Origin of the sequence: Mitsuaria sp. GD03876, assembly GCF_029840635.1 — a bacterium.
GTDB lineage: Bacteria > Pseudomonadota > Gammaproteobacteria > Burkholderiales > Burkholderiaceae_C > Roseateles.
The window spans coordinates 1-25,384 of sequence record NZ_JAOCCU010000043.1 but is presented as its reverse complement, the minus strand read 5'-3'; the positions used below and the strand labels follow the sequence as shown (position 1 = coordinate 25,384).

The 25,384-nt window shown below is 69.6% G+C and carries 23 protein-coding genes and 6 tRNA genes; 8 read left to right on the top strand and 21 right to left on the bottom strand.

What is annotated here, in order from left to right:
* The first annotated feature begins 27 nt into the window (after window positions 1–27).
* The 4 genes from N5D62_RS22325 to N5D62_RS22310 are packed head-to-tail and all read left to right on the top strand — an operon-like array spanning window position 28 to window position 5,298.
* On the top strand, window positions 28–1,194 hold the full coding sequence (locus N5D62_RS22325) for a PilT/PilU family type 4a pilus ATPase (RefSeq protein WP_279760090.1): 1,167 nt from the start codon (window positions 28–30) through the stop codon (window positions 1,192–1,194).
* Window positions 1,194–2,345, top strand: coding sequence for a succinyl-diaminopimelate desuccinylase (dapE, locus tag N5D62_RS22320; RefSeq protein WP_279760089.1), 1,152 nt, complete (start codon window positions 1,194–1,196; stop codon window positions 2,343–2,345). The genes N5D62_RS22325 and dapE overlap by 1 nt, the downstream gene beginning before the upstream one ends.
* Window positions 2,342–3,262, top strand: a complete 921-nt coding sequence (prmB, locus tag N5D62_RS22315) for a 50S ribosomal protein L3 N(5)-glutamine methyltransferase (protein ID WP_279760088.1) — start codon at window positions 2,342–2,344, stop codon at window positions 3,260–3,262. Before dapE ends, prmB begins: the two co-directional genes overlap by 4 nt.
* Window positions 3,259–5,298 (top strand): ATP-binding cassette domain-containing protein, encoded by a 2,040-nt coding sequence (locus tag N5D62_RS22310; RefSeq protein WP_279760087.1) that lies wholly within the window; start codon window positions 3,259–3,261, stop codon window positions 5,296–5,298. Before prmB ends, N5D62_RS22310 begins: the two co-directional genes overlap by 4 nt.
* A 36-nt stretch (window positions 5,299–5,334) precedes the next feature.
* On the opposite strand, the gene N5D62_RS22305 is transcribed toward N5D62_RS22310, so the two are convergent.
* Together N5D62_RS22305 and N5D62_RS22300 are read right to left on the bottom strand one after the other, a co-directional pair.
* Window positions 5,335–6,726 (bottom strand): hypothetical protein, encoded by a 1,392-nt coding sequence (locus N5D62_RS22305; RefSeq protein ID WP_279760086.1) that lies wholly within the window; start codon window positions 6,724–6,726, stop codon window positions 5,335–5,337.
* A 213-nt stretch (window positions 6,727–6,939) separates the two neighbouring features.
* Complete coding sequence (locus tag N5D62_RS22300; protein WP_279760085.1) at window positions 6,940–7,425, bottom strand: hypothetical protein; 486 nt, start codon at window positions 7,423–7,425, stop codon at window positions 6,940–6,942.
* A gap of 292 nt (window positions 7,426–7,717) precedes the next feature.
* Between N5D62_RS22300 and N5D62_RS22295 the strand changes: the two genes are divergently transcribed.
* Window positions 7,718–8,197: a MarR family transcriptional regulator gene (locus tag N5D62_RS22295; protein ID WP_279760108.1), complete on the top strand. Its 480-nt coding sequence runs from the start codon at window positions 7,718–7,720 to the stop codon at window positions 8,195–8,197.
* A 49-nt stretch (window positions 8,198–8,246) separates the two neighbouring features.
* Window positions 8,247–8,681 (top strand): organic hydroperoxide resistance protein, encoded by a 435-nt coding sequence (locus N5D62_RS22290; RefSeq protein ID WP_279760084.1) that lies wholly within the window; start codon window positions 8,247–8,249, stop codon window positions 8,679–8,681.
* Window positions 8,682–8,805: 124 nt separating this feature from the next.
* On the opposite strand, the gene N5D62_RS22285 is transcribed toward N5D62_RS22290, so the two are convergent.
* The gene (locus tag N5D62_RS22285; protein WP_279760083.1) at window positions 8,806–9,741 is read right to left on the bottom strand and encodes an asparaginase; all 936 of its coding nucleotides are present in this window, start codon (window positions 9,739–9,741) and stop codon (window positions 8,806–8,808) included.
* 112 nt (window positions 9,742–9,853) lie between these two features.
* On the opposite strand from N5D62_RS22285, the gene lexA reads away from it, so the two are divergent.
* Both lexA and N5D62_RS22275 read left to right on the top strand, forming a co-directional pair.
* Window positions 9,854–10,531 (top strand): transcriptional repressor LexA, encoded by a 678-nt coding sequence (lexA, locus tag N5D62_RS22280; RefSeq protein WP_279760082.1) that lies wholly within the window; start codon window positions 9,854–9,856, stop codon window positions 10,529–10,531.
* Window positions 10,532–10,533: 2 nt separating this feature from the next.
* Complete coding sequence (locus tag N5D62_RS22275; RefSeq protein ID WP_279760081.1) at window positions 10,534–10,854, top strand: helix-hairpin-helix domain-containing protein; 321 nt, start codon at window positions 10,534–10,536, stop codon at window positions 10,852–10,854.
* A gap of 115 nt (window positions 10,855–10,969) precedes the next feature.
* Here N5D62_RS22275 and N5D62_RS22270 read toward each other — a convergent pair.
* From N5D62_RS22270 to N5D62_RS22185, 18 genes are all read right to left on the bottom strand, one after another.
* A tRNA-Asp gene (locus tag N5D62_RS22270) sits at window positions 10,970–11,046 on the bottom strand.
* 102 nt (window positions 11,047–11,148) lie between these two features.
* Window positions 11,149–11,224 (bottom strand) — tRNA-Glu (locus tag N5D62_RS22265).
* 50 nt (window positions 11,225–11,274) lie between these two features.
* A tRNA-Ala gene (locus N5D62_RS22260) sits at window positions 11,275–11,350 on the bottom strand.
* 47 nt (window positions 11,351–11,397) lie between these two features.
* Window positions 11,398–11,474 (bottom strand) — tRNA-Asp (locus tag N5D62_RS22255).
* A 182-nt stretch (window positions 11,475–11,656) separates the two neighbouring features.
* Window positions 11,657–11,732 (bottom strand) — tRNA-Glu (locus N5D62_RS22250).
* 42 nt (window positions 11,733–11,774) lie between these two features.
* Window positions 11,775–11,850: transfer RNA gene (locus N5D62_RS22245), tRNA-Ala, on the bottom strand.
* Between the two features lie 145 nt (window positions 11,851–11,995).
* Window positions 11,996–13,396 carry a glutamate--tRNA ligase gene (gltX, locus tag N5D62_RS22240; RefSeq protein WP_279760080.1) on the bottom strand — a complete coding sequence of 467 codons (1,401 nt, stop codon included), beginning with the start codon at window positions 13,394–13,396 and terminating at the stop codon, window positions 11,996–11,998.
* Window positions 13,393–14,628 carry an O-succinylhomoserine sulfhydrylase gene (locus N5D62_RS22235; RefSeq protein ID WP_279760079.1) on the bottom strand — a complete coding sequence of 412 codons (1,236 nt, stop codon included), beginning with the start codon at window positions 14,626–14,628 and terminating at the stop codon, window positions 13,393–13,395. The genes gltX and N5D62_RS22235 overlap by 4 nt, the downstream gene beginning before the upstream one ends.
* Window positions 14,628–16,139: an amidophosphoribosyltransferase gene (purF, locus tag N5D62_RS22230; RefSeq protein WP_279760078.1), complete on the bottom strand. Its 1,512-nt coding sequence runs from the start codon at window positions 16,137–16,139 to the stop codon at window positions 14,628–14,630. Before purF ends, N5D62_RS22235 begins: the two co-directional genes overlap by 1 nt.
* Window positions 16,140–16,199: 60 nt before the next feature.
* On the bottom strand, window positions 16,200–16,688 hold the full coding sequence (locus tag N5D62_RS22225; protein ID WP_279760077.1) for a CvpA family protein: 489 nt from the start codon (window positions 16,686–16,688) through the stop codon (window positions 16,200–16,202).
* Between the two features lie 66 nt (window positions 16,689–16,754).
* Window positions 16,755–17,747 carry an SPOR domain-containing protein gene (locus N5D62_RS22220; RefSeq protein WP_279760076.1) on the bottom strand — a complete coding sequence of 331 codons (993 nt, stop codon included), beginning with the start codon at window positions 17,745–17,747 and terminating at the stop codon, window positions 16,755–16,757.
* A 125-nt stretch (window positions 17,748–17,872) separates the two neighbouring features.
* A complete protein-coding gene (gene folC, locus N5D62_RS22215) occupies window positions 17,873–19,267 on the bottom strand; it encodes a bifunctional tetrahydrofolate synthase/dihydrofolate synthase (protein WP_279760075.1) in 1,395 nt (464 codons plus the stop codon).
* Between the two features lie 97 nt (window positions 19,268–19,364).
* Window positions 19,365–20,237, bottom strand: coding sequence for an acetyl-CoA carboxylase, carboxyltransferase subunit beta (accD, locus tag N5D62_RS22210; RefSeq protein ID WP_279760074.1), 873 nt, complete (start codon window positions 20,235–20,237; stop codon window positions 19,365–19,367).
* A 52-nt stretch (window positions 20,238–20,289) separates the two neighbouring features.
* Window positions 20,290–21,087 (bottom strand): tryptophan synthase subunit alpha, encoded by a 798-nt coding sequence (trpA, locus tag N5D62_RS22205; protein WP_279760073.1) that lies wholly within the window; start codon window positions 21,085–21,087, stop codon window positions 20,290–20,292.
* Window positions 21,084–22,394 carry a tryptophan synthase subunit beta gene (gene trpB / locus N5D62_RS22200; RefSeq protein WP_279760072.1) on the bottom strand — a complete coding sequence of 437 codons (1,311 nt, stop codon included), beginning with the start codon at window positions 22,392–22,394 and terminating at the stop codon, window positions 21,084–21,086. Before trpB ends, trpA begins: the two co-directional genes overlap by 4 nt.
* Before the next feature lie 44 nt (window positions 22,395–22,438).
* Complete coding sequence (locus N5D62_RS22195) at window positions 22,439–23,074, bottom strand: phosphoribosylanthranilate isomerase (RefSeq protein WP_279760071.1); 636 nt, start codon at window positions 23,072–23,074, stop codon at window positions 22,439–22,441.
* 13 nt (window positions 23,075–23,087) lie between these two features.
* Window positions 23,088–23,870: a tRNA pseudouridine(38-40) synthase TruA gene (gene truA / locus N5D62_RS22190; protein ID WP_279760070.1), complete on the bottom strand. Its 783-nt coding sequence runs from the start codon at window positions 23,868–23,870 to the stop codon at window positions 23,088–23,090.
* 144 nt (window positions 23,871–24,014) lie between these two features.
* Window positions 24,015–25,384 (bottom strand): FimV/HubP family polar landmark protein (locus N5D62_RS22185; RefSeq protein ID WP_279760069.1); only part of this gene is annotated, 1,370 nt, incomplete at its 5' end.

The following is a 25,384-nucleotide window of genomic DNA, read 5'->3' as shown; positions in this document are numbered from 1 at the left end:
GAAGATCATCCGTCCGGAGGAGACCGCATGAGCACTGGGAACATGGAGCGCATCCTGCGCCTGATGGCCGAGAAAGGCGCGTCCGACACCTACCTGTCGGCCAACATGCCGGTGCTGATCCGGATCAACGGGCAGATGCTGCAGCTGTCGGACCAGCTGCTGACGCCGGCGCAGCCGCGGGCGCTGATCTCCGAGGTCATCGACCCGCAACACCTGGCCGAGCTCGACGCCAACGGCGAGCTCAACATGGCGGTCTCGATCCCCAAGGTCGGCAGCTTCCGGCTCTCGGGCTTCCGCCAGCGCGGCTCGATCGCGGCGGTGTTCCGCCACATCCCGCACGTCATCCCGACGCTGGACAGCCTGGGCCTGCCGCCGGTGCTGGCCAAGCTGATCACCGAGAAGCGGGGCCTGATCCTGATGGTCGGCGCGACCGGCACCGGCAAGAGCACCACGCTCGCGTCGATGCTGGAGCACCGCAACCAGACGATGACCGGGCACATCCTGACGATCGAGGATCCGCTCGAGTACCTGTTCACCAACAAGCGCTCGCTGGTCAACCAGCGCGAGGTCGGCCGCGACACCGCGTCGCTGCAGATCGCGCTGAAGAACGCGCTGCGCCAGGCGCCGGACTGCATCCTGATCGGCGAGATCCGCGACCGCGAGACGATGACGGCGGCGATCTCGTACGCGCTGTCGGGCCACCTGGTCGTGGCCACGCTGCACGGCAACAACAGCTATCACGCGCTGAACCGGATCATGTCGTTCTACACGCCGGAATCGCGCCCGGCGATGCTCAACGACCTGGGCGCGGGCCTGAAGGCGGTGATCTCGCAGCGCCTGGTGCGCGCTGCCGCCGGCGGCCGCGTGCCGGTCACCGAGATCCTGCTGAACACCAAGCTGGTCGCCGAGTTGATCGAGCAAGGCGACTTCGCCGGCGTCAAGGAGGCGATGGAGAAGTCCATGGCCGAAGGGTCGCAGACCTTCGAGGAACACTTCGCCCGCCTCATCACCGACGGCACCATCACCCGCGAGGAAGGCCTGGCCTTCGCCGACTCGCCGACCAACCTGCTCTGGCGCCTGCAGAACGACGGTCCCGGCGTCAAGGCCGGCGGCCCCGGCGCGCCGAAGAAGGAAGAGCCGGCGGACGACACCGCCAACTTCACCTCCATCACGCTGGACGTGCAGCCGGGCTGATGGACGAAGCCACGCTCCCGCTGCTCGAGCAGCTGATCGCGCGCCCGTCGGTCACGCCGGACGACGCCGGCTGCCTGGACCTGATCGGCGAGCGGCTGGCCGCCGCCGGCTTCGTGCTGGAACGCATGGACAGCGGGCCGGACGGCGCCCGGGTGAGCAACCTGTGGGCGGTGCGCCGCGGAAGCGACGCCGGCGCGCCGGTGCTGGTCTTCGCCGGCCACACCGACGTCGTGCCGACCGGCGCCCTGGCCCAGTGGTCCAGCGACCCGTTCGTGCCCACCGTGCGCGGCGAGCGCCTGTACGGGCGCGGCGCGGCGGACATGAAGACCTCGCTGGCGGCGATGGTCGTGGCGGCGGAGCGCTTCGCCGCCGACCATCCCGGCCATCGCGGCAGCGTCGCCTTCCTGCTGACCAGCGACGAGGAAGGCCCGGCGCGCGACGGCACGGTCGTGTGCGTCGAGCGCCTGCGCGCGCGCGGCGAGCGGCTGGACTACTGCATCGTCGGCGAGCCGACCTCGGTCGAGCGGCTGGGCGACACCGTCAAGAACGGCCGCCGCGGCTCGCTGTCGGGCCGGCTGCGGGTGCTCGGCATCCAGGGCCACGTCGCCTATCCGCACCTGGCGCGCAACCCGGTCCACCAGGCCGCGCCTGCGCTGGCGGAGCTGGCGGTGACGGCATGGGACCAGGGCAACGCGTACTTCCCGCCCACGACCTTCCAGGTCTCCAACATCGCGGCCGGCACCGGCGCGGGCAACGTGATCCCGGGCGAGCTGACGGTGGACTTCAACTTCCGCTTCTCGACCGAATCGACGCCCGAGACGCTGCGCCAGCGGGTGCAGGCGCTGCTGGAGCGCCATGGCCTCGAGTACACGATCGACTGGTCCCTGTCGGGCCAGCCGTTCCTGACGCCGGTGGGCGAGCTGTCGGCCGCGATCGGCGCGGCCATCGCCGCCGAGACCGGCCTGACCACGGAACTCTCCACGACCGGCGGCACCTCGGATGGGCGATTCATCGCCACGTTGTGCCCGCAAGTGGTGGAATTCGGACCGCTCAATGCGAGCATCCACAAGATCGACGAATACGTGCCGCTGGACCAGATCGCGCCGCTGACGCGCATCTACCGCCGCACGCTGGAGAATTTGCTGCTGTGACGCTGTTGGAATTGATCGAGGCCCAGGCCGCCCGCCTCACCGAGGCGGGCGTTTCGTTTGGGCATGGCACCACGAACGCCTTCGACGAGGCCGCCTGGCTGACGATGTGGGCGCTGGACCTGCCGCTGGACGCGCTGGACGACCATGAGGCCGACGCCGTCGAGGCCGAGGGCCGCGCGAAGGTCGAGGCGCTGGTGGGCGAGCGCATCGCCACGCGCAAGCCCGCCGCCTACCTGACCCGCGAGGCGTGGCTGCAGGGCGTGCCCTTCTACGTCGACGAGCGCGCGATCGTGCCGCGCAGCTTCATCGCCGAGCTGCTGGCCGACGCGACCATCGACGCCTGGCTGTCGGACCAGACCGCGCGCGTGCTGGACCTGTGCACCGGCAACGGCAGCCTGGCCGTGCTGGCGGCGATGGTGTGGCCGGACGTGTCGGTGGACGCGGTCGACCTGAGCGCCGACGCGCTCGCGGTGGCCGCGATCAATGTCGAGCGCCACGGCCTCGGCGAGCGCGTGCGGCTGCTGCAGGGCGACGGCCTGGCGCCGGCGCCGGGTCCGTACGACCTGATCCTGTGCAACCCGCCCTATGTGAACAGCGCGTCGATGGCCGCCCTCCCCGCCGAGTACCGCGCCGAGCCCGAGCTCGCGCTGGCCGGCGGCGCCGACGGCATGGACTTCATCCGCCAGTTGCTGGCCGACGCGCCCGCGCGGCTCACGCCGCACGGCGTGCTGGTGCTGGAGATCGGCAACGAACGCGCGTTCTTCGAGGCGGCCTTCCCGCAGCTGGAAGCCGCGTGGCTCGACACCTCGGCCGGCGAGGACCAGGTCCTGCTGCTGACCCGCGAGGCGCTGGTCGCGGGCGGCTTCGGCGCGCCCGCCTCGAACGACGTCTCCGCCTCGGAAGGAGGCGCCGCATGATCACCTTGCGCAACGTGGTGCTGCGACGCGGCACGAAGGTCGTGCTGGACGACGCCAGCGTGGTGCTGCAGCCCGGCGAGAAGGTCGGCCTGGTGGGCCGCAACGGCGCGGGCAAGTCCAGCCTGTTCTCGCTGCTGACCGACCGTCTGCACAGCGACAAGGGCGATGTGGAGATCCCGCGCCACTGGGCGCTGGCCGAGGTCGCGCAGCACATGCCCGAGACCGAGATGCCGGCCACCGAGTTCGTGCTCGAGGGCGACATCCGGCTGATGGCCGCGCGCCAGGCGCTGGCCGACGCGGAGGCCGCCGACGACGGCCACGCGATCGCCGATGCCTACGCGCAGTTGATGGACGCCGGCAGCCTGGACGCGCCGGCCCGCGCGCAGGCGCTGCTGATGGGCCTGGGCTTCAAGGGCGCGCAGGTGGATGCGCCGGTCAACAGCTTCTCCGGCGGCTGGCGCATGCGGCTGCAGCTGGCGCGGGCGCTGATGTGCCCGTCCGACCTGATGCTGCTGGACGAGCCGACGAACCACCTGGACCTGGACGCCCTGGTCTGGCTGGAGGCCTGGCTGCAGCGCTACGACGGCACACTGATCATCATCAGCCACGACCGCGAATTCCTGGACGCGATCACCAAGGTGACGCTGCACCTGGACGACGCCAAGCTGCATCGCTACGGCGGCAACTACACCGCGTTCGAGTCGATGCGCGCGGAGCGGATGCTCCAGCAGCAGCAGGCCTTCGACAAGCAGCAGGAGCGCATGGCGCACCTGCAGAAGTTCATCGACCGCTTCAAGGCCAAGGCCTCCAAGGCCAAGCAGGCGCAGAGCCGCGTGAAGGCGCTGGAGCGGATGGAGAAGCTGGCGCCGGTGCTGACCGCGTCGGACTTCAGCTTCGAGTTCCGCGAGCCGCTGAACCTCCCGAATCCGATGCTGATGTTCGACACGGTGTCCGTGGGCTATGACACCGACGAGGGCGAGAAGGTCATCGTGCGCGGCATCGATCGCTCGGTGCTGGCGGGTCAACGCTTCGGCATCCTGGGCGCGAACGGCCAGGGCAAGTCGACCTTCGTGAAGACGGTGGCGCGCATGCAGCGCGCGCTGGGCGGCACGATCACCGAGGGCAAGGGGCTGTCGATCGGCTACTTCGCGCAGCAGGAGATGGATGTGCTGCGGCCCGACGAGGGGCCGCTGATGCACATGATCCGGCTGGCCAAGGAGGTCAGCCCGGGCGCGCGCGAGCAGGAGCTGCGCGACTTCCTCGGCCAGTTCCGCTTCGTCGGCGACATGGTCAACCAGGAGGTCGGCAGCCTGTCCGGCGGCGAGAAGGCGCGGCTGGTGCTGGCGATGCTGGTGTGGCAGCGCCCCAACCTGCTGCTGCTGGACGAGCCGACCAACCACCTGGACCTGCAGACCCGCGAGGCGCTGTCGATGGCGCTCAATGAGTTCGAAGGCACGGTGATGCTGGTCAGCCACGACCGCGCGCTGCTGCGCGAGGTGTGCGACGAGTTCTGGCTGGTGGCCGACGGCAAGCTGGCGCCGTTCGACGGCGACCTGGACGACTACCAGCGCTGGCTGCTGGAGCAGTCCAAGGAGGCGGCGAAGCTGGCCAAGGAAGAGGCCAAGCAGGCGCTGCGCCAGGCGCGTGCCGGCGCGGCCGGCGGCGGTGCGTCGGCCGTGGCGCCTTCGCCGGCGCCGGCACCGGTGGCGGCCGCTCCGGTCGCCTCGCCGGTGGAGGCCCCCGCCGCGGCGCCGGTCAAGCGCGAGGACCGCAAGCTCAGCGGCCAGGCACGGCAGAAGCTCAACGAGCAGACGCGGCCGCTGCGCAAGGAGATGGAGCAGATCGACGCCCGGATGAAGGCCTGGGCGGACGAGCGCACCGCGCTCGAGGCCCAGCTCTCGAGCGCCGGCCAGACGCCCGCCCAGATCGCCGAGGCCGGCAAGCGCCTGAAGGCCATCGGCGACGAGGTCGAGGAAGCGGAGATGCGCTGGCTGGAGCTCAGCGAGCAGGTGGACGCGATCCAGGCGGCGGGCTGAGCGGTTGCCCCTCCCGCCGCGCCGGCTCGACCCTCGTCAAAGGCTGACGAACCGCACCGCGTCCGCCGACAGCGTGCCCACCCCGCTGCCCGGCACCAGCTCGACCTTGGTCGTGCCGCAGTTCTGGTCCGCGGGCACGCGTCCCAGGTAGGTGCCCGCGGCGAGCGTGGCGTCGCGCTGGTCGACCTTGACCGAGAAGCGCCGCGGCGACACGCACGCGCCGTTCTGGGACGCCCAATGCGTCACCACGTAGCGAGCCTCCGCCGAGCGCGTCGCATCGGCCGACCATTGCACGTAGAGGTCGACGGCCCGGCCCGGCGCGCTGGACTCCCAGCTCGCGATGGGGAAGGCATTGGCCGGCACGTAGGCGACCGCATCGGCGAACACCGGCTGCGCTCCCACGCCGGTTTCCTCCAGCAACACGTAGTTCGACTGCGTGCCCTGCAGGTCGATCCGACCCAGCTTGCGCCACTCGCCGTCGGCCGGCGCCTGGGCGGTGTCCGGGTTGCCGATGACGTTGTGCTCATGGCCCGTGCCGCCGACCAGGGTCCAGGCCACGTACGGCGACGGCAGCGGATAGGCCTGCGGCCAGCGCGCGTAGATGTCCACCGGCATGGACCAGGGCATCGACGGCAATTGCCAGCGCGCCGCGTTCACCAGCGTGGCGTCCACCGAGACCAACCGGACCGCGTCGGCGATCACGACGCCGTCCGCGCCGGTCGCGTCGACCTCGATCGTCAGGTCCGACGCGCTGCCGATCGAGAACGGCTGCCCCAGCGGCGCCCAGTCACCGGAACTCTGGCGCTGGTTGACGCGGTGCTCCGCCACGACGGCAGCGCCATTGCGCACGCGGTAGATCGCGTTGCTCGCATTGCCCGGCGACGCGGGCCAGTGCGCCGACAACTGCACCGTGCGCATCTGCGAGATGCCGCCGATCGACTCGGTCACGAACCTGAACTTCGTCACCCGATCGCCCGTCGAGGTCGCGGGATCGAAGTAGCGGTAATTCGCGCCGTAGTAACCCGCCAGTGCCGTACTGCCCAGCCAGTTGTTGGAGCCGCCCTCGGCGCCGTGGTAGGTGTCGTTGTCGAGGATGCGCGGCGGGAAGTGATACGGGAACCGCGCGGACGGCGCGGTCATCGCCACGAAGCTCGGGCCGTACATGCCGATGCCGTCGGTGCGCGCCTGCCAGTTGCCGGTGGTGGAGAACTGCGGCGACGTGTTGTCCAGGATGTTCGCCAAGCCGTTGGCGACCAGATGGTTCGGCCCCGCGAAGGTCGCGGAGCCCGCAGTGCTGGAGGTCCAGACGTAGTTCGCGGTGAACCCGGTCGAGGTGTTGTCGACCACCGTCGTCTGGGCGGCGGCCGCCGACGCGGCGACCAGCCACGGCAGCACGAGCGGCAAACGCCGCTTGAAGGTGCGATTCATGAAACTCCCTGTTGGATGGGTTGGGCACGGTCCCCGGCACTGCCGCCGCGCCTCGTTCGAATTCCGGTGCCGTCAGGAACTCTCCGGCTCCTTGCCGGCGGCACCGGCGCCCTTTCGGGCGCCCGAAGTGTCCGGGCGATTCCGTGGTGCCTCATGCGGGTTAACCCGCATCTGATGGAGCCCGTCAAGTCGGGCTGATCGGCCGGGAGGAGGCTAGCGCCCCTTCTCCGATCCGGCGGAGGCCGCCGGATCGCCCTTCGGGACGAGCGACCGGGTCTCGCCCGTCGTGTCGATGGCGGGCCTGCAGGACAGGCCCGCGATCGGATCCGGCAAGACGGACATCCGCCGGCTGGCGATGTCGATCGACAGGTACTGGCAGGGACCTTCGGTGATCCAGCCGCTCGGGGCGGCCTGGTCCGACTTCATCGGCAACCGCGCGACGAGGATCTTTCCGTCGCGCACGGAGTACCCGTCGACCCGGGACTGGACCACGAACTGCGCGGGCTCTCCCGGCTTGCCGAAGACGATCACCCGGCCGTGGCCGCCGGTGTCCACGAAGGAATAACCAGGCGCTCCGTTGATGGAGGACTCGCCGTCGAGCGCGCCTGGGGAGCAAGCCGCGGTCAACATGATCGCGACTCCGATGACCGTGTTTCGGAAGGCTGGGGGGCCCGGGATGGAAACTTTCGTTGGCTTCATTCGGCGCGGCAGATGCTAAGTCCTTGGCCAGCATGGCGAGGCGGGGAATATCCGGGGCCCGAAGGCAACCCTGACCACGGCGGACGTGGTGGCCCTCTCCAAGTTGGCCTCGAAGGCCGCTCAGCGCCGCTGGAAATCCCTCGGTCTCCCGCCGATAGTTCCCCTCAACCGGCGGGAAAGACCATTTCAATTGCGTGCAATTTAATTGCTCGCTACAGTTCACCCCATGCCGAACGCACCCCGCTCCACCTCGCACGACACCGCCGTCCCGGCCGGCGTCGGCGCCCAGCCGATGCCTCCGGGCACCGACTGGCTGAAGCTGGACGTGCAGCTGTGCTTCGCGTTGTATTCGACGTCGCTGGCGATGACGAAGCTGTACAAGCCGCTGCTGGCTCCTCTGGGCCTGACCTACCCGCAGTACCTCGTCATGCTGGTGCTCTGGGAGACCGACGGCCCGGGCGTCTCGGAACTGGGGCAACGGCTGAGCCTGGACTCCGGCACGCTGACGCCGCTGCTCAAGCGCCTGGAAGCCGGTGGCCTGATCGAACGCCGCCGCGCGCAAAGCGACGAACGCCGCGTCGAGATCCACCTGACGGCCGCCGGTCGCGCCCTGCGCGCGCAGGCGGCCGGCATCCCCGAACAACTGGCTTGCGCCAGTGCCTGCGGCCCCGCCGAAGTGGAAGCGCTGACGCGACGCCTGCATGAATTGCGGCGCAATGTGCTCGAGCACCTCGCCCGCGATCCCGCCCTCGACGACGACGGCGAGACCTGACCCCCTGTCCCCTTCACTCACCCACCCTCTCACCACCAAGGAGCCCCTCATGGCCATCGAAAAAGCCCTCTACACCGCCACCGCCACCGCCACCGGCGGCCGCGCCGGCACCGCGCAATCCTCCGACGACCGCCTGAAGGTCCAGCTGTCCACGCCCAAGGCGCTGGGCGGCGACGACGGCGCGGGCACCAACCCGGAACAGCTGTTCGCCGCGGGCTACTCGGCCTGCTTCATCGGCGCGATGAAGGCCGTCTCGGCCCGCAACAAGGTCGCGCTGCCGGCCGAGGTCTCGATCACCAGCGAAGTCGGCATCGGCCCTCACGCCAACAAGCCGGGCGCCTTCGGCATCGCCGTGTCGATGAAGATCTCGGTGCCGGGCATGGACCGCGCGCAGCTGGAGAAGCTGGTCGCCGATGCCCACGAGGTCTGCCCGTACTCGAACGCCACCCGCGGCAACATCGACGTCACGCTGACGATCGTCTGAAGCTCGCTCGCGAGCGGCTCGCGCGATCTCCCGATCGCGTGATGACCTCACCGGCGCGGCCTTCGGACCCGCCATGAAGAACGCCGGCTCATCGCCGGCGTTTTCTTTTGAGGCCGCCGATCGATCAGCGGCGCCGGAGCAGCGACAGCATCAACTCGACGCGCGCGGCCCACGGCGACAGCGCGGCGGCGGGTTCGTCCTCGGCGCCGACGATGCGCCCCTGCGCGCAGCGGGTCGTCCGCCACACCGGCACGCCGGCGTCCTTCAACGCCTGGACCGGCGCCTCGAGCGCCTGGTTCAGCGTGCCATTGCCGGTGCAGGCCAGCACCAGGCCTTGCAGGCCCGCGGTCCGCCAAGCCTCGAGCGCGCGCGCGTCGGCGCCGGCGTGGCTGGCGAGCACCTCGACCCACGGCCAGGCCGCGCCGTCTTCCGGCAGCAGCGCGGCGCCGAGCGCCTCGCCCGTCGTCCAGTCGCGGAAGCGGCGCAACGCGCCCTCCTCCACCACCGCGAGCGGCCCGGCGTCGGGTCCGGCCTCGAAGGCATCGAGCCGGTAGCTGTGCGTCTTGCGCAGCTCGAGCCCGGACCACACCTGCCCCGCCACCACGGCCACGACGCCGCGCACACCGGCGCTCGCGGCGACCGCCACCGCATCGAGCAGGTTCTGCGGGCCGTCCGCCTGGATGGCCGTCGCCGGCCGCATCGCGGCGGTCAGCACCACCGGCTTTTCCGGCGCCAGCACGCGTTGCAGCAGATAGGCGGTCTCCTCCAGCGTGTCCGTGCCATGGGTGATGACGATGCCTCGGACCTCGGGGCGATCCAGGTGCTCCCGCACCCGCCGGGCCAAGCGCGCCCAGGTCCCGTGGTCCATGTCCTTGCTGTCGAGTTGCGCGAGCTGTTCCGCCTCGAGCGAGCGCGACGCGAGCGCCGGGACCGCCTTGACCAGCGTGTCGACGGACAGCGAACCGGCCTTGTAGCCGACGTTGTCCGTGGCGCTATCGGAGGCGCCGGCGATCGTGCCGCCGGTGCCGATGATCACGAAGGTCTGGGCCGCGCTTTGCAATTTGTCGTCTCCTGTATAAAAATCCAGATGCTGGATGAATTCTCAGGCGGTTTTCGAACCACGCCGCCGCGCCGAACTCACCTGCTCCTCAATGGAATAAAGGCCTGTGCCCGTGGATACACCACCCAAACTCACCGCCCGCCAACAACAGATCTTTGATCTGGTCCGCGACAGCATCGAGAGCACCGGCTCGCCGCCCACCCGCGCGGAAATCGCGCAGCAACTGGGTTTCAAGTCCGCCAACGCGGCCGAGGAACACCTGCAGGCGCTGGCCCGCAAGGGCGTCATCGAGCTGGTAGGCGGCACCGCCCGCGGGATCCGGCTGCCGTCGACGGCGCTGCGCCAGGTCAACCGCGCCCGCGAGCACAGCCAGTTCGCGCTGCCGCTGGCCAGCCTCGCGCAGCTGACGCTGCCGCTGGTGGGCCGGGTCGCCGCGGGCGCGCCGATCCTCGCCGAGGAACATGTGGAGCAGCACTATAGCGTCGACCCCTCGATGTTCTCGAAGGCGCCGGACTTCCTGCTGCGCGTGAAAGGCATGAGCATGAAGGACATCGGCATCATGGATGGCGACCTGCTCGCGGTGCGCAAGATCAGCGAGGCCCGCAACGGCCAGGTGGTCGTCGCGCGCATCGGCGACGAGGTCACGGTGAAGCGCTTCCAGCGCGATGCCGACGGCATCCGGTTGCTGCCCGAGAACGCCGACTTCGCGCCGATCGAGGTCACGCCCGACGAGCAGTTCGCGATCGAGGGATTGGCGGTCGGCCTGATCCGCTCGGGCGGCTTCCACTGACCATGCCCGAAGGCCGCACGTCCGCGCGAAAAACGCACAGGAAAGCGGCCTCGGCCGCCGACTGCGAGGCGCTGCGGCAGATTCCCAACATCGGGCCGGCGATGGTCCGGGATTTCGAGCTGATGGGGATTCAGCATCCTCGGGATCTGATTGGCGCCGATGCCTTCGCGCTGTATCAGCAGATCTGCAAACTGACCGGCCACCGCCACGATCCGTGCGTGCTCGATACGTATATGGCCGCCGTCGATTTCATGAACGGCGCCCCTCCCCGGGACTGGTGGAGTTATACGGCGCAACGCAAACGCGAGTATCCGGATCTCTGATCGGATACTGAATCGGGCAACTCTCGGGATTCCCGGCGAATCCCGTTTTCCGCCAAATCATTCGACGTCGGAAAAGAAAAAACCCTGTCGACTTGCATCGACAGGGTTTCAATGTTGGCGGAGTGGACGGGGCTCGAACCCGCGACCCCCGGCGTGACAGGCCGGTATTCTAACCAACTGAACTACCACTCCAGATACGACGCTATTCGGTGCGTCGATATCGTTAGCGAACAAGTTTCGCTGCAAGCACTCGATTCCATTCAGAACCGCGATGCAGCCAAGCCTTGTCAAACTTGGCGTCCCCTAGGGGATTCGAACCCCTGTAATCACCGTGAAAGGGTGGTGTCCTAGGCCTCTAGACGAAGGGGACTGTACCTTCTATTGCTACCCGGTCTGCGCTCCAGCCTCCCGAAGGAGTTCTGGTGGAGGTAAGCGGGATCGAACCGCTGACCTCTTGCATGCCATGCAAGCGCTCTCCCAGCTGAGCTATACCCCCGAATGCTTTCGCATCGAATCGGTACGCAGCCCGAGTCTCAATGGTGTTGGCGGAGTGGACGGGGCTCGAACCCGCGACCCCCGGCGTGACAGGCCGGTATTCTAACCAACTGAACTACCACTCCAGATACTTGGAATCTTTCGATTCGTCGCATCAAACTCTTCTCGCTTTGCTTTCATCAATCGCTTGATGTCAGCGCCGCGTCGATTTCGTTACTATACCTGATTTTGACAACGATCAAATCGATTTCCGAAGAATTTTCGATTTTCTCGATCAACTTCCGGTCAGTAACCAAGCTCGAAAACTTGGCGTCCCCTAGGGGATTCGAACCCCTGTAATCACCGTGAAAGGGTGGTGTCCTAGGCCTCTAGACGAAGGGGACTAAACCTTCTTCCTTGAACCGCGCGCCACGCAAACCGAAGTTTGGTGGAGGTAAGCGGGATCGAACCGCTGACCTCTTGCATGCCATGCAAGCGCTCTCCCAGCTGAGCTATACCCCCTTCGGGGATTCGATCCGGCTTCTTTTCGGCTTCCTTGAATCTCGTCGGGGAGCTCGCGCTCCCCGTTTTGATTCACCGTCTGCCGCGTCAAAGTTCGTTTCGAACAACGCGCTGTTCAAGCGAGAACGAGAGTATAGACCGAGTTTTAAACGGAACGCAAGCGGTTCAACAAAATTTCTTTGTCGAAGAGTTCCAGCACCGCATCGACCGACGGCGTCTGCGAACGGCCGCAAGCCAGCACGCGCACCGGAATCGCCAGTTGCGGCATCTTCAGGCCATGCGCGGCGATGGTCGCCTTGATCGCGCCGCTGATCGCGGCCTTGTCCCACGTGGGCAGCGCCTCGAGCGCGTCGGCCAGCGCCAGCACCGCCGGCTTGACCGCGTCGGTGAGGTGCTGCGCGCGATCGGTCTCGGTCGGCGTCACCGGCGACACATACATCGCGAGCCAGTCGGCCAGCGCGACCGTCGTGCCGCAGCGGTCCTTGAACAGGCCGCACATCGCCTCCAGCCGCGCCGGCGCTGCCAGGCCCCGCTTGGCCAGTTGCGCCGTCACCAGCGTCGCCAGCCGCGCGTCGTCGGCCTGCTTGATGTAGTGCCCGTTCACCCATTCCAGCTTGGCCGGGTCCCATTGCGCCGGGCTCTTGGAGATGTGGCTGCCATCGAACCAGGACACCAGTTGCTCCAGGCTGTACAACTCGTCGTCGCCGTGGCTCCAGCCCAGGCGGGACAGGTAGTTCAGCATCGCCTCGGGCAGGTAGCCGTTGTCCTCGTAGGCGGTCACGCTGACCGCGCCGCGGCGCTTGGACAGCTTCTGCCCGTCGTCGCCCAGGATCACCGGGATATGCCCGAACGCCGGGAGTTGGGCGCCGAGCGCGTTGAACAGGTTGATCTGCCAGGGCGTGTTGTTGATGTGCTCGTCGCCGCGGAAGACATGGGTGATCCTCATGTCCCAGTCGTCGATCACGACCGCGAAGTTGTAGGTCGGCACGCCGTCCGGACGCAGCAGGATCAGGTCGTCGATCTCGCGGTTGTTGATCGTGATCGGCCCCTTGACCACGTCGTCCCAGGTCACGTCGCCGTCGAGCGGATTCTTGAACCGGACCACCGGCGTCACGCCGTCCGGGATCGCCGGCAGCGTCTTGCCCGCCTCGGGACGCCAGGTGCCGTCGTAGCGGCGCTTCTCGCCGCGCGCCTCCTGGCCCGCCTTCATCGCCGCGAGCTCCTCCGGCGTGCAGTAGCAGCGGTAGGCGGTGCCGGCCGCGATCATCTGCTCGATGACCGCGTGGTAGCGCTCCAGGCGCTGCATCTGGTAGATCGGGCCCTCGTCGTAGTCGAGGCCCAGCCACTGCATCGACGCCAGGATCTGCTCGACCGAGTCCTGCGTCGAACGCGCGACGTCGGTGTCCTCGATGCGCAGCACGAACTGGCCGCCGTGGTGACGCGCGTAGGCCCACGAGAACAGCGCCGTGCGTGCCGTGCCCAGGTGCAGGAAACCGGTCGGCGACGGGGCGATGCGGGTACGGACAGGCGTGGAGGGAGTCGTCATAGGGAGTTCAAACCGCGGGCCAGGTCGCCCTTGATGTCGTCGATGTCTTCGAGGCCGACCGCGACGCGGATCAGCCCCTGCGTGATGCCGGCCGCCTGGCGCTGCGGCTCGGTGAGCCGGCCGTGCGAGGTGCTGGCCGGATGGGTGATGGTGGTCTTGGTGTCGCCGAGGTTGGCGGTGATCGAGCAGATCCGGGTCTTGTCGATCACGTGGAAGGCCGCGGCGCGGCCGTTGTCCTCGGCGCCGCCCTTGACGATGAACGACACCACCGCCCCGCCCTGCCCGCCTTGCTGGCGCATCGCCAGCTCATGTTGCGGATGGGATTTCAGCCCGGGGTAGTAGACGCGCTCGATCGCCGGATGCGATTCCAGCCACGCGGCCAGCACGGCGGCGCTGGCGGTCTGCGCCTTCATGCGCACCGACAGCGTCTCCATGCCCTTGAGCACGACCCAGGCGTTGAACGGCGACAGCGACATGCCCACCGAGCGCATCACCGGCGTGAACACCTCGTCGACGAACTTCGCCGACGCGCAGATCGCGCCGGCGATCACGCGGCCCTGGCCGTCCAGGTACTTCGTGCCCGAATGGATGATGAAGTCCGCGCCCATCTTCGCGGGCTGCTGCAGCGCCGGCGACGCGAAGCAGTTGTCGACCGCCAGCAGCGCGCCGTGGCCATGGGCGATGCCGGCCAGCGCCGCGACGTCGCAGACCTCGGTCAGCGGATTGGTCGGGGTCTCGGCGAACAGCAGCTTCGTCTCGGGCCGCAGCGCGGCCTGCCACTCGGCCAGGTCGGTCTGCGACACGAAGGTGGTCTGGATGCCGAACTTGCCGAACTCGCCCTGCAGCAGCTTGATCGTCGAGCCGAACACCGAGCGCGAGCACACGACGTGGTCGCCCGACTTCAGCAGCCCCATGACCAGCAGCATGATCGCGGACATGCCCGAGGAGGTCGCGATGCAGGCCTCGGTGCCCTCGAGCGCGGCCAGGCGGCGCTCCATCATCATGACCGTCGGATTGGAGAAGCGGCTGTAGACGAAGGCCTCCTCCTCGTTGGCGAAGCGGCGCGCGGCGGTGGCCGCGTCCGGATGCACGAAGGAGCTGGTCAGGTACAGCGCCTCGGAGTTCTCGCCCCAGGGCGACGGCGGCAGGCCCTCGCGGACCGCCAGCGTGTCCAGGCGGACGTCCTCGGGCAGGTCCACGCGCGGGATGCCTCCCTGCTTGCCGTTGGCCATCACTGGTCCCCGCCGCTCTGCAGCGCCAGGCGGCTGCGCGCCGGCAGGTCCTCTTCCTCGGGCTGCGACTGGCGTTGCGCCTGCATCGTCGCGAAGTCCTCGGCCGACACGTCGCCGGTGATGTAGGTCCCGTCGAAGCACGAGGCCTCGAAGCCGTTGAGCCCCGGGCGCAGCTGGCCGACGACGCGCTTCATCGCGTCGACGTCCTGGTAGATCAGCGCGTCGGCGCCGATGAACTGGCGGATCTCCTCGATCGAGCGGCCATGGGCGATCAGTTCCTCCTTCGTCGGCATGTCGATGCCGTAGACGTTGGGGAAACGCACCGGCGGCGCGGCGGAGGCCAGGTAGACCTTCTTGGCGCCGGCCTCGCGGGCCATCTGCACGATCTCCTTGGAGGTCGTGCCCCGCACGATGGAGTCATCCACCAGCAGCACGTTGCGGCCCTTGAACTCCAGGCCGATCGCGTTGAGCTTCTGGCGCACCGACTTCTTGCGCGTGGACTGGCCCGGCATGATGAAGGTCCGGCCGACGTAGCGGTTCTTGACGAAGCCCTCGCGGTACGGCTTGCCGATGCGGTGCGCGAGCTGCATCGCCGACGGGCGGCTGGATTCGGGGATCGGGATGACGACGTCGATCTCGCTGGGCGGGATCGTCGAGATCAGGCGCTGGGCCAACGTCTCGCCCATGTTCAGCCGGGCCTGGTAGACCGAGATGCCGTCCATCACCGAATCCGGGCGCGCCAGGTAGACGAACTCGAACATGCAGGGATTGAGCGTCGGGTTCTCCGCGCACTGCTGCGTGTGGATCGTGCCTTGGGTGTCGATGAACAGGGCTTCGCCGGGCGCGAGGTCGCGCGTCAGCGTGTGGCCGGTGCCTTCGAGCGCCACGCTCTCGCTGGCGACCATCACCTCGCCGTCGCCGGACTGGCCGAAGCACAGCGGGCGGATGCCGTAGGGATCGCGGAAGGCGAGCAGGCCATGGCCGGCGATCAGCGCGATCACGCCGTACGAGCCCTTGATGCGCTTGTGGACCGTGCTCACCGCCTTGAAGATCTGCGCCGGCGTCAGCGGCAGGTCGCGGCCGGCCATCTCCAGCTCGTGGGCCAGCACGTTGATCAGCACCTCGGTGTCGCTCTCGGTGTTGATGTGGCGGCGGTCGACCTCGAACAGCTCCGCCTTCAGCGCGTGCGCGTTGGTCAGGTTGCCGTTGTGCACCAGCACGATGCCGTAGGGCGCGTTGACGTAGAAGGGCTGGGCCTCTTCCTCGCTGTAGGCGTTGCCGGCGGTCGGGTAACGGACCTGGCCGAGGCCGACGTTGCCCGGCAGGCCGCGCATGTTGCGGGTGCGGAACACGTCGCGCACCATGCCGCGGGCCTTGTGCATGAAGCACTTCTGGCCCTGCATCGTGACGATGCCGGCCGCGTCCTGGCCGCGATGCTGCAGCAGCAGCAGCGCGTCATAGATCAGCTGGTTGACCGGCGCCTTGGAAATCACACCGACGATGCCGCACATGGGAGGTCCTTCAATGCTCTTGGAACGGGAGGAAAGCGAAGGCCTGGGCGCTCGTGACGCTCAGGCCGGAATGTAGTCGTGCAGGGCCTCGGGCAACAGCGGCCGGACCTGCGCCAGCGCCGCCGTCAGCCACGGCGCGGCCTGCGAGCCGGTCCAGGCCTCGGACCGGACGGCCGGCGTCATGCCGACGATGACGGTCGCCAGCAGCGCCAGCAGCGCCGCGCGCAGCACGCCGAACGCCGCGCCGCCAAGCCGGTCCAGCAGCCCCAGCGGCGTCGCGTGGATCAGCGCCCGGATCAGCTTGGCGCCCAGGCCCCAGACCAGCAGCACCAGCACGAAGGCGATCACCAGCCCCAGCGCGTGCGTCATCGTCGGGCCGGCCTTGTCCAGCGGGAGCAGGCGCTCGACCGCCGGCGCCACGTACGGCGCGGCCGCGTAGGCCACCAGCCAGCCCGCCAGCGTCATCAGCTCGAACACCAGGCCGCGCCACGCGCCCAGCAGCACGGACGCGACGCACAGGCCCAGCAGGGCGAGGTCGACCCAGTTCATCGCGGGGAGCGGCTCGGCGCGGGGGCGTCATGGCGGTCCATCGAGGCGGTCTCCGTGCCGGGCCGGTCAGAGCGTCAGCACGGCGGGCGCGAGGCCGCCGCCGCGGACCCTCGCCGCGGCCTTGTCGGCCTCGTCCCGGGAAGCGAACGGCCCCACCCGCACGCGGATGCGCTTGCCGTCGGCGGTGTCGACCGCCTGCGTGTAGGTCTTCAGGCCCAGGCGTTCGACCTTGGCGCGGACGTCCTGCGCCGCCTTGCCGTCGGCATAGGCGCCGACCTGCACGATGAAGCGCCCGCCCGAGGCGGCCGCGTCCGGCTTCTTGTCCGAGGTCGAGCGGCCTTCCAGCAGCGCCTGCGCGCGGGCGGCCTCGGCCGCGCGGGTGTCGGGCTTCGATTCGGGTTTCGGCTCGGGCTTGCGCTCCGGCCTGGCCTCGGCGCGGACTTCCGGCTTCGCCTCGGGCTTGCGCTCCGCGCGGGCCTCCGGCTTGGGCTCGGGTCTCGATTCGGGCTTGGCTTCGGCGCGCGGACGGGCCGGCTCGGCCATCGTGGCGCGCTCGTCGGGCCGGGGGTCGGCGCGGGTGGCCGGGACCGGGTCCGCGACCGGTTGCGTGGCCTGGGCGGCGCGCGTCGGCGGCGCCTCGGGCGGCGGGACCGCGCGGTCGCCGGCGGCCTGCTCGGCGGACTCGGTGATGATGCCGCGGCCCGCGTCGCCGTCGGCGCCCTGGGCACGGGTCGCGGGGGCGGCCGGCGTGGGAATCGCCAGCGGCACGGCGCCGTCCTTGCGCGGGATGTCGATCGGCAGGTCGACCGGGATCGGGCGCGGCTGGGTCTCGAACAGCAGCGGGAACACGATCACCGCGACGCCCACGAGCACCGCCGCGCCGATCAGCCGGCGGCGCGCCCTGATGCGCAGCTGCTGGACGTCGTCCACGGCCTCGGCGCCGCCACGGCCGCGACCGCGCCCGCCGTCGCCGGAACGGCCGCGATCGCCACCGCGCTCAGCGCCCCGGTCGCCGGAGTCGTTCGCTCCGCCACGCTTCAGGAAGGACAGAAAACCCATGGAGTCGAAAGGCCTGGTTGATGCCGCGCTGTTGCTCCCCTGGAGCGGAAAGCGGCCCTTCCGCATCTACGGACAGGGCCGCCGACTTCAACTGCGACAGGTTCGAATGCAGCGTTGCGATGCGTTCAATGGGCGTCGGCTTCCGGCTGGACGCCGCTGCCCAATCGCGGGACGCCGTGCTTGAGCACGCCACCCACGGTGAAGAACGAACCGAAGACCAAAATTCTATCAGCGGGGTCCGCCTCGGCCGCGGCGGCGGCCAGCGCCGACGCGGGGTCCGGATGCAGCGACGCGCCCACGTCCTTGGGCGTTTGCAGCGTGCCGGCGGCGCGCGCCTCGTCGAAGCGCTCGCGCAGCGCCTGGGCGGTCGCCGCACGGGCGATCGGCAGGTCGCAGAAATGCCAGTGATCGACCAGCGGCGAGATCCGGGCCAGGATGTTGGCCAGGTCCTTGTCGGCCATCGCGCCGAACACCGCGCGGGTGCGCGGATAGAAGCCCATCTGGTCCAGGTTCTGCGCCAGCGCCGCGACCGCGTGCGGGTTGTGCGCGACGTCCAGCACCAGCATCGGCGAGCCCGGGATCACCTGGAAGCGCCCCGGCAGCTCCACCAGCGCCAGCCCGGCGCGCACCGCCTGGGCGGAGATCGGCAGCCGCTCGTACAGCGCCTCGAAGGCCGCCAGCACGCCGGCGGCGTTCAGCAACTGGTTCACGCCGCGCAAGGCCGGATAGGACATGCCGCTGTAGCGCCGCGCGCGCCCGGCCCACTGCCACTGCTGGCGGTCGCCGGAGTAGCTGAAGTCGCGGCCCAGCTGGCGCAGGTCGGCGCCGACCGACGCGGCATGGGCGGCGATCGACGCCGGCGGCATCGGATCCGACACGATCGCCGGCCTGCCGGCGCGCATGATGTGCGCCTTCTCGCGGCCCACCGACTCGCGGTCCGGGCCGAGGTACTCGGTGTGGTCCAGGTCGATGCTGGTGATGATGCTGCAGTCGGCGTCCATCGCGTTGACCGCGTCCAGCCGCCCGCCCAGGCCGACCTCCAGGATCACCAGGTCCAGCGGCTCCGCGGCCAGCCGGTGCAGGATCGCCAGCGTCGTGAACTCGAAGTAGGTCAGCTGCAGGTCGCCGCGAGCCTGCTCGACCGCCTCGAAGTGCGGCAGCAGCGAGGCGGCGTCCACCGGCGCGCCGGCGACGCGGCAACGCTCCTGGAAGTGCACCAGGTGCGGCTTGATGTACAGCCCCACGCGGTAGCCGGCCTGCAGCGCGACGCTCTCCAGCATCGCGCAGGTCGAGCCCTTGCCGTTGGTGCCGGCGACCATCACGACCGGCGTGTCGGGCCCGAAGTCCAGCTTCAGGCGGCGGCGCATTTCCGACACGCGCGCCAGCGTCATGTCGATCTCCTTCGGATGCAGGCGCTCGCAGCGGGCCAGCCAGGCCTCGAGCACCTGCTGCGCATCGCCGCCGGGCGCCAGGACGGGCACGGTGAGATCGGTCGGGGAGGAAGGATTCGTGGAAGACATCAGGATTTCCCAGGCTCAAATGAAGACGGCCAGACCGGGGCGGGTCTGGCCGTGCTGAGTGCCGGGACCGCCGCGTCGGGCGGTCGGCGGTGCGCGCTCAGGCGACCGCGTCGGAGCTCTGGCGCTGCAGGATGGCCAGGTTGCGGGCAACGACCTCGCGCAGCTTGCGGCGGTCCACGATCATGTCGATCGCGCCCTTCTCCATCAGGAACTCGGCGCGCTGGAAGCCCGGGGGCAGCTTCTCGCGCACGGTGTTCTCGATCACGCGCGGGCCCGCGAAACCGATCAGCGCCTTGGGCTCCGCGATGACGATGTCGCCGACGAACGCGAAGCTCGCCGAGACGCCGCCCATCGTCGGGTCGGTCAGCACGCTGATGTAGGGCAGCTTCGCCTTGGCCAGCCGGGACAGCGCGGCGTTGGTCTTGGCCATCTGCATCAGCGACAGCAGGCCTTCCTGCATCCGCGCGCCGCCGGTGGCGGTGAAGCAGATGAAGGGGGTCTTCTGTTCCAGCGCGGTCTCGACGCCGCGCGCGAAGCGCTCGCCGACCACCGAGCCCATCGAGCCGCCCATGAAGTCGAACTCGAAGCAGGCGACGACCACCGGGATGCTCATCACCGCGCCGCCCATGACGACCAGCGCGTCGGTCTCGCCAGTGTTCTCCAGCGCTTCCTTGAGCCGGTCCGGGTACTTCTTGCTGTCCTTGAACTTCAGCGCGTCGACCGGCAGCACCTCCTGGCCGACCTCATAGCGCCCTTCCCCGTCCAGGAACGCGTCCAGGCGGGCGCGGGCGCCGATGCGGTGGTGGTGGCCGCACTTCGGGCAGACGTTGACGTTCTGCTCGAGGTCGGTCTTGTAGAGCACCGTCTCGCAGGACGGGCACTTGATCCACAGGCCCTCGGGCACCGTGCGGCGCTGGTCGGGATCGGTCTGCTGGATCTTGGGCGGGAGAAGTTTCTCAAGCCAACTCATGGCGGGCTCCTATGTCTATCGCCAAACGCGAGAGCGGGACAGATTGCCCCGCTCAGGCGTCCAGCGCGGCGCGGATGTCTCGGATGAAGGCCGCTGCCTGGATCGCGACATTATCCCTTGTCTGGGACTCGATCCGCTGGACCAGGGCCGAACCGATGACCACCGCGTCCGCATGGCGCGCCACCGCGGCGGCCGTGGCGCCGTCCCGGATGCCGAAACCCACGCCCAGCGGCACCTTCACGTGCCGGCGCAGGCGCGGCATCGCGTCGGCGACGGCGCTGGTGTCGAGGTGGCCCGCCCCGGTCACGCCCTTGAGCGAGACGTAGTAGACGTAGCCGCTGGCGAGCCGGCCCAGGCGCTCGACGCGCTCGTCGGTCGAGGTCGGCGCGAGCAGGAAGATCGGATCCAGCCCCTTGGCCTGCAGCGCGGTGGCGAAGGCCTCGCACTCCTCGGGCGGATAGTCGACCACCAGCACGCCGTCGACGCCGGCGGCCTGCGCCTCGGCCACGAAGCGCTCCAGGCCGAAGCGCTCGACCGGATTGGCGTAGCCCATCAGCACGACCGGCGTCGCGTCGTCCTGGCGTCGGAACTCGCGGACCATCTCCAGCACGCGGGTCAGCGTGATGCCCTTGGCCAGCGCGCGTTCGCTGGCCTTCTGGATGACGGGGCCGTCGGCCATCGGATCGGAGAACGGCACGCCGAGTTCGATCACGTCGGCCCCGGCGCGCGCCATCGCCAGCATCAGCTCGACGGTGACGTCGGCGTACGGGTCGCCGGCGGTGACGTAGGGGATCAGCGCCTTGCGGCCTTCGGCGCCCAGCCGGGCGAAGGTGGCTTGGATGCGGCTCATTGCGCGCCTCCCTTGACGGCATGGCCGGCCATCGAGGGCCGGTCGAAGTAGGCGGCGCCGGACAGGTCGGCGACGGTGCCGATGTCCTTGTCGCCGCGGCCCGAGAGGTTCACCAGCAGCTGCTGGTCGGGGCGCATCGTCGGCGCGAGCTTCATCGCATGCGCCAGCGCGTGGCTGGACTCGAGCGCCGGGATGATGCCCTCGGTGCGGCACAGCCGGTGGAAGGCGGCGAGCGCCTCGGCGTCGGTCGCGCCGACGTACTCCGCGCGGCCGATGTCCTTCAGGTACGAGTGCTCGGGACCGACGCCCGGGTAGTCCAGGCCGGCGGAGATCGAGTGGGTCTCGATGATCTGGCCCGCGTCGTCCTGCAGCAGGTAGGTGCGGTTGCCGTGCAGCACGCCCGGCGAGCCGGCGCTCAGCGTGGCCGCGTGCTTGGGCGTGTCCACGCCCTGCCCCGCCGCCTCGACGCCGATCAGCCGCACGCCCGCGTGCGGGATGTACGGATAGAAAATGCCGATCGCGTTGCTGCCGCCGCCCACGCAGGCGACGACGGCATCGGGCTGGCGGCCGGTCATCTCGGGCATCTGGACCAGGCATTCGTCGCCGATGACGCGCTGGAAGTCGCGGACCATCATCGGATACGGGTGCGGGCCGGCGACGGTGCCGATGATGTAGAAGGTCGACTCGATGTTGGTGACCCAGTCGCGCATCGCCTCGTTGAGCGCGTCCTTCAGCGTCTTGGAGCCGGACTCGACCGGCACGACGGTCGCGCCGAGCAGGTTCATCCGGTAGACGTTCGGCGACTGGCGCTTCACGTCCTCGGAGCCCATGTACACGACGCACTCCATGCCGTAGCGGGCGCAGATCGTGGCGGTCGCCACGCCGTGCTGGCCGGCGCCGGTCTCGGCGATGACGCGCTTCTTGCCCATGCGGCGCGCGAGCAGCGCCTGGCCGATCGTGTTGTTGACCTTGTGCGCGCCGGTGTGGTTCAGGTCCTCGCGCTTGAGGAAGATCTGCGCGCCGCCGAGCTCCTCGCTCAACCGCTTGGCGTGGTAGATCGGGCTGGGCCGGCCGACGAAGTGCGCCAGCTCGTACTGGAACTCGCGGATGAACTCCGGGTCCTGGCTGTAGCGGGCGTAGGCCTCGTTCAGCTCGTCGAGCGCGTGGATCAGCGTCTCCGCGACGAAGCGGCCGCCGTAGTAGCCGTGGGCATTGGCGGTGGACACGGGGCCGAAACGGCCTTGCGCGTCCGGTTGCGCGTAGCCCTCGAGCGGGCCCGTCGCGAACGGAATGGAAGTCTTGGACATGAGGGGTCCTCGGTGAGGATGCCCGCGCGAGATCAAAGAAGGGATCAGACCGACTTCAGGCGGTCGGCCTCGCGCACGGCATCGCAGAACTGGCGGATCTTCACGGCGTCCTTGAGGCCCTTGGCGGCCTCTACGCCGGAACTGACGTCAACGGCCCAGGGCCGGACCTGCCGCACGCCATCGATCACGTTGGCTGCACTCAACCCACCAGACAAAACGACCGGAGAGGGAACGCTTGGAGGCAGCAGTGACCAATCGAAGACCTTTCCACCCCCACCGTAGCCGTCGACGAAGGCGTCGACCAGCACGGCCTGGGCGCGAGAGAAACGAGTCGCGAAGTCTAGCAAATCGAAACCCGGTGCCATGCGGGCCGCGCGCAGGTAGGGGCGCGACCAGCGGTCGCAGTCCTCGGGCGTCTCGTCGCCGTGGAACTGCAGCGTCAGCGTCGGGATCGCGTCCAGCGCGGCCTGGATCGCCTCGGGCGCCGCGTTGACGAACAGCGCCACCGGCGTCACGAACGGCGGCAGGCGCCGCGCCAGCTCGGCGGCGCGCGCGATGCTCACCGCGCGCGGGCTCTTGTCGTAGAGGACCAGCCCGATCGCGTCGGCGCCGGCCTGGACGGCGGCGTCGACATCGGCTTCGCGGGTCAGGCCGCAGATCTTGATGCGGGTACGGGTCATGTCGGTCTCGGCCTCAGGGCAGCCAGTCCATCGGCGCCGTGTGGCGCGGCAGGTTGAGGTGGTCGTCGTAGGTCGGGCCGACGAAATACAGCCCGTCCGGCGGGAAGGTCGGCGCCGCCGCGTCGCGCGAGCGCGCGGCCAGCACCTCGTCCATCCACGACGGCGGCTTGAGCCCCGCGCCGACGGCGACCAGGCAGCCCATGATGTTGCGGATCATGTGATGCAGGAAGGCGATGCCGTCGAACTCGAAGCGCCAGTACGGGCCGCGCTTGTGGATCTCGATGCGGCGCAGGATCTTCACCGGCGACGCCGCCTGGCACTCGGCCGAGCGGAAGGAGCTGAAATCGTGCTCGCCGACCAGCCTCGATGCGGCGTCGCGCATCGCGTCGCCGTCCAGCGGCCGGAAGGTCCAGCCCACGCCGCCGGACTCGATCGACGGCCGCACGTTCGACTCCAGCAGCAGGTACCAGTAGCGCCGGCCGCGCGCCCAGTTGCGCGCGTGGAAGTCCTCGCCGGGAAAGGCCGACCACTGGACGGCGATGTCGCGCGGCAGGTAGCGGTTGACGCCGCGCACCCACGAGAACGGCTCGCGGTCCACCGGCGAGTCGAAGTGCACCACCTGGTTCAGGCCGTGGACGCCGGTGTCGGTGCGGCCGGCGCAGATCGTGCGGATCGGCTGGGCGGCGAACTGCGCCAGCGCCGCCTCGAGCGCGTCCTGCACGGTGCCGCCGCCGGGTTGGCTCTGCCAGCCCTTGTAGGCCTCGCCGCGGTAACTCACGCCCAGCGCCACGCGCATGCCGTCTCCGATGTCAGGAAGGGATCACGAAGGAATGGCCGAATGCGAACGGCCAAAAGAAAAGGCGCCCGGCCAGGCCGAGCGCCTTGTCGCGAAGCTCGCGAGTTTAGCGAAGCGCGAACGCCCCGCCGCCCCGCGACGGCTTCAGCGCATCGAGTCCAGCATCAGCTGCGCGCGGTCCTTCAGCGGGCCGCTGGCCTTGCCGACCAGCTCCTGCAGCACGTCGCGGGCGCCTTCGGTGTCGCCGATCTGGCGGAACTCCTCGGCCAGCTCCAGCTGACGCTGCAGCGCCTCGTCGTCGTTCGGGTCGATGCTGTCGAGGTCGACGCCCAGGTCGTCCAGGCTCATCGTGTCCGGCGTCGTCGACTTGGCGTCGGGCAGCGCGTCCAGGTCGGGCAGGTCCACCGAGGCGATGTCCTCGACGTCGCCGGCCTTGCCCATCGTGCGCTCGTCGCGGCCGGACGGGGTCGTGGCGGGCAGGTCCAGGTCGATGCTCGACAGGTCGAAGTCCAGCGACTCGGGGGCCTGCGGGGCCGGCGACGGGGACGGCGTGCCGCCCAGGTCGTCCAGGTCGCCGAGGTCGAACTCGAGCTCGCGGGCGCTGGCCGCGGTCGGCGCCGCGGGCGGCGTGCTCAGGTCCAGGTCCATGTTCATCGGCGCCTGGCTGGCCGACGACGGCAGCGCCTGCGTGGCGGCCATCGCGGGCGCCGGCGCCGGCGGCGACGCCAGGTCCAGGTCGAGGTCCAGGTCCATCAGGCTGGACGGGCCGCTGTCGCGCGGTGCCGCGGCGACACCGGCCGCGGCGGCGGCCGCCGCGCGGGCGATCGCGCCACCGCCCGGGTGGGCCATGCCGGTCGCGGGCAGCGTGCTCGCGTTCATCGGCTCGGGGCGCTCGTCGTCGCTCTCGAACATCGTCGGGGCGCCGCCGGGCTGGTACAGCGGATTGTCCGGATCGACCTGGCGGCCGAGTTCCTGGACCTTCAGCCAGTCCTCGCCCTGGCCCTTGGTCTCGGCGTACAGCTGGACGGCCAGTTGCTCGAAGCCCTTGATGTCGCGGCGCTTGCCGTAGACCTCGAGCAGCTTCAGGCGGATCGCCAGGCGCTCGGGGTTGGCGCGCAGCGCTTCCTTCAGGATTTCCTCGGCCTGCAGGTCGCGGCCGTAGGCCAGGTAGACGTCGGCCTCGGCGACCGGATCGACGTCGCCGATCGCGTCGAGCTGGCTCAGCGAGTAGCTCATCGACGACTGGCCGGTGGTCGACGCGTCACGCGTGTCGACGCGCTGGCCACCGCTGTGGCCGAAGAACGAGTCCGGCGCCAGGCGGCTTTCGGCGAAGGCGGTCTCCGAGCGGGAGGCCGCGTCGCGGCGCGCGCGCCAGCGGTTGTAGCCGATGCCGCCGACGACCACGAGCAGCGCCGCGCCGATCGCGGGCAGGTAGTCGGTCAGCGAGTCGAGGAAGCCGGGCTCCTCAGGTTCCGGACGCGGCGCGGGCACGGCGCGCGGTGCCGACGCGGCGA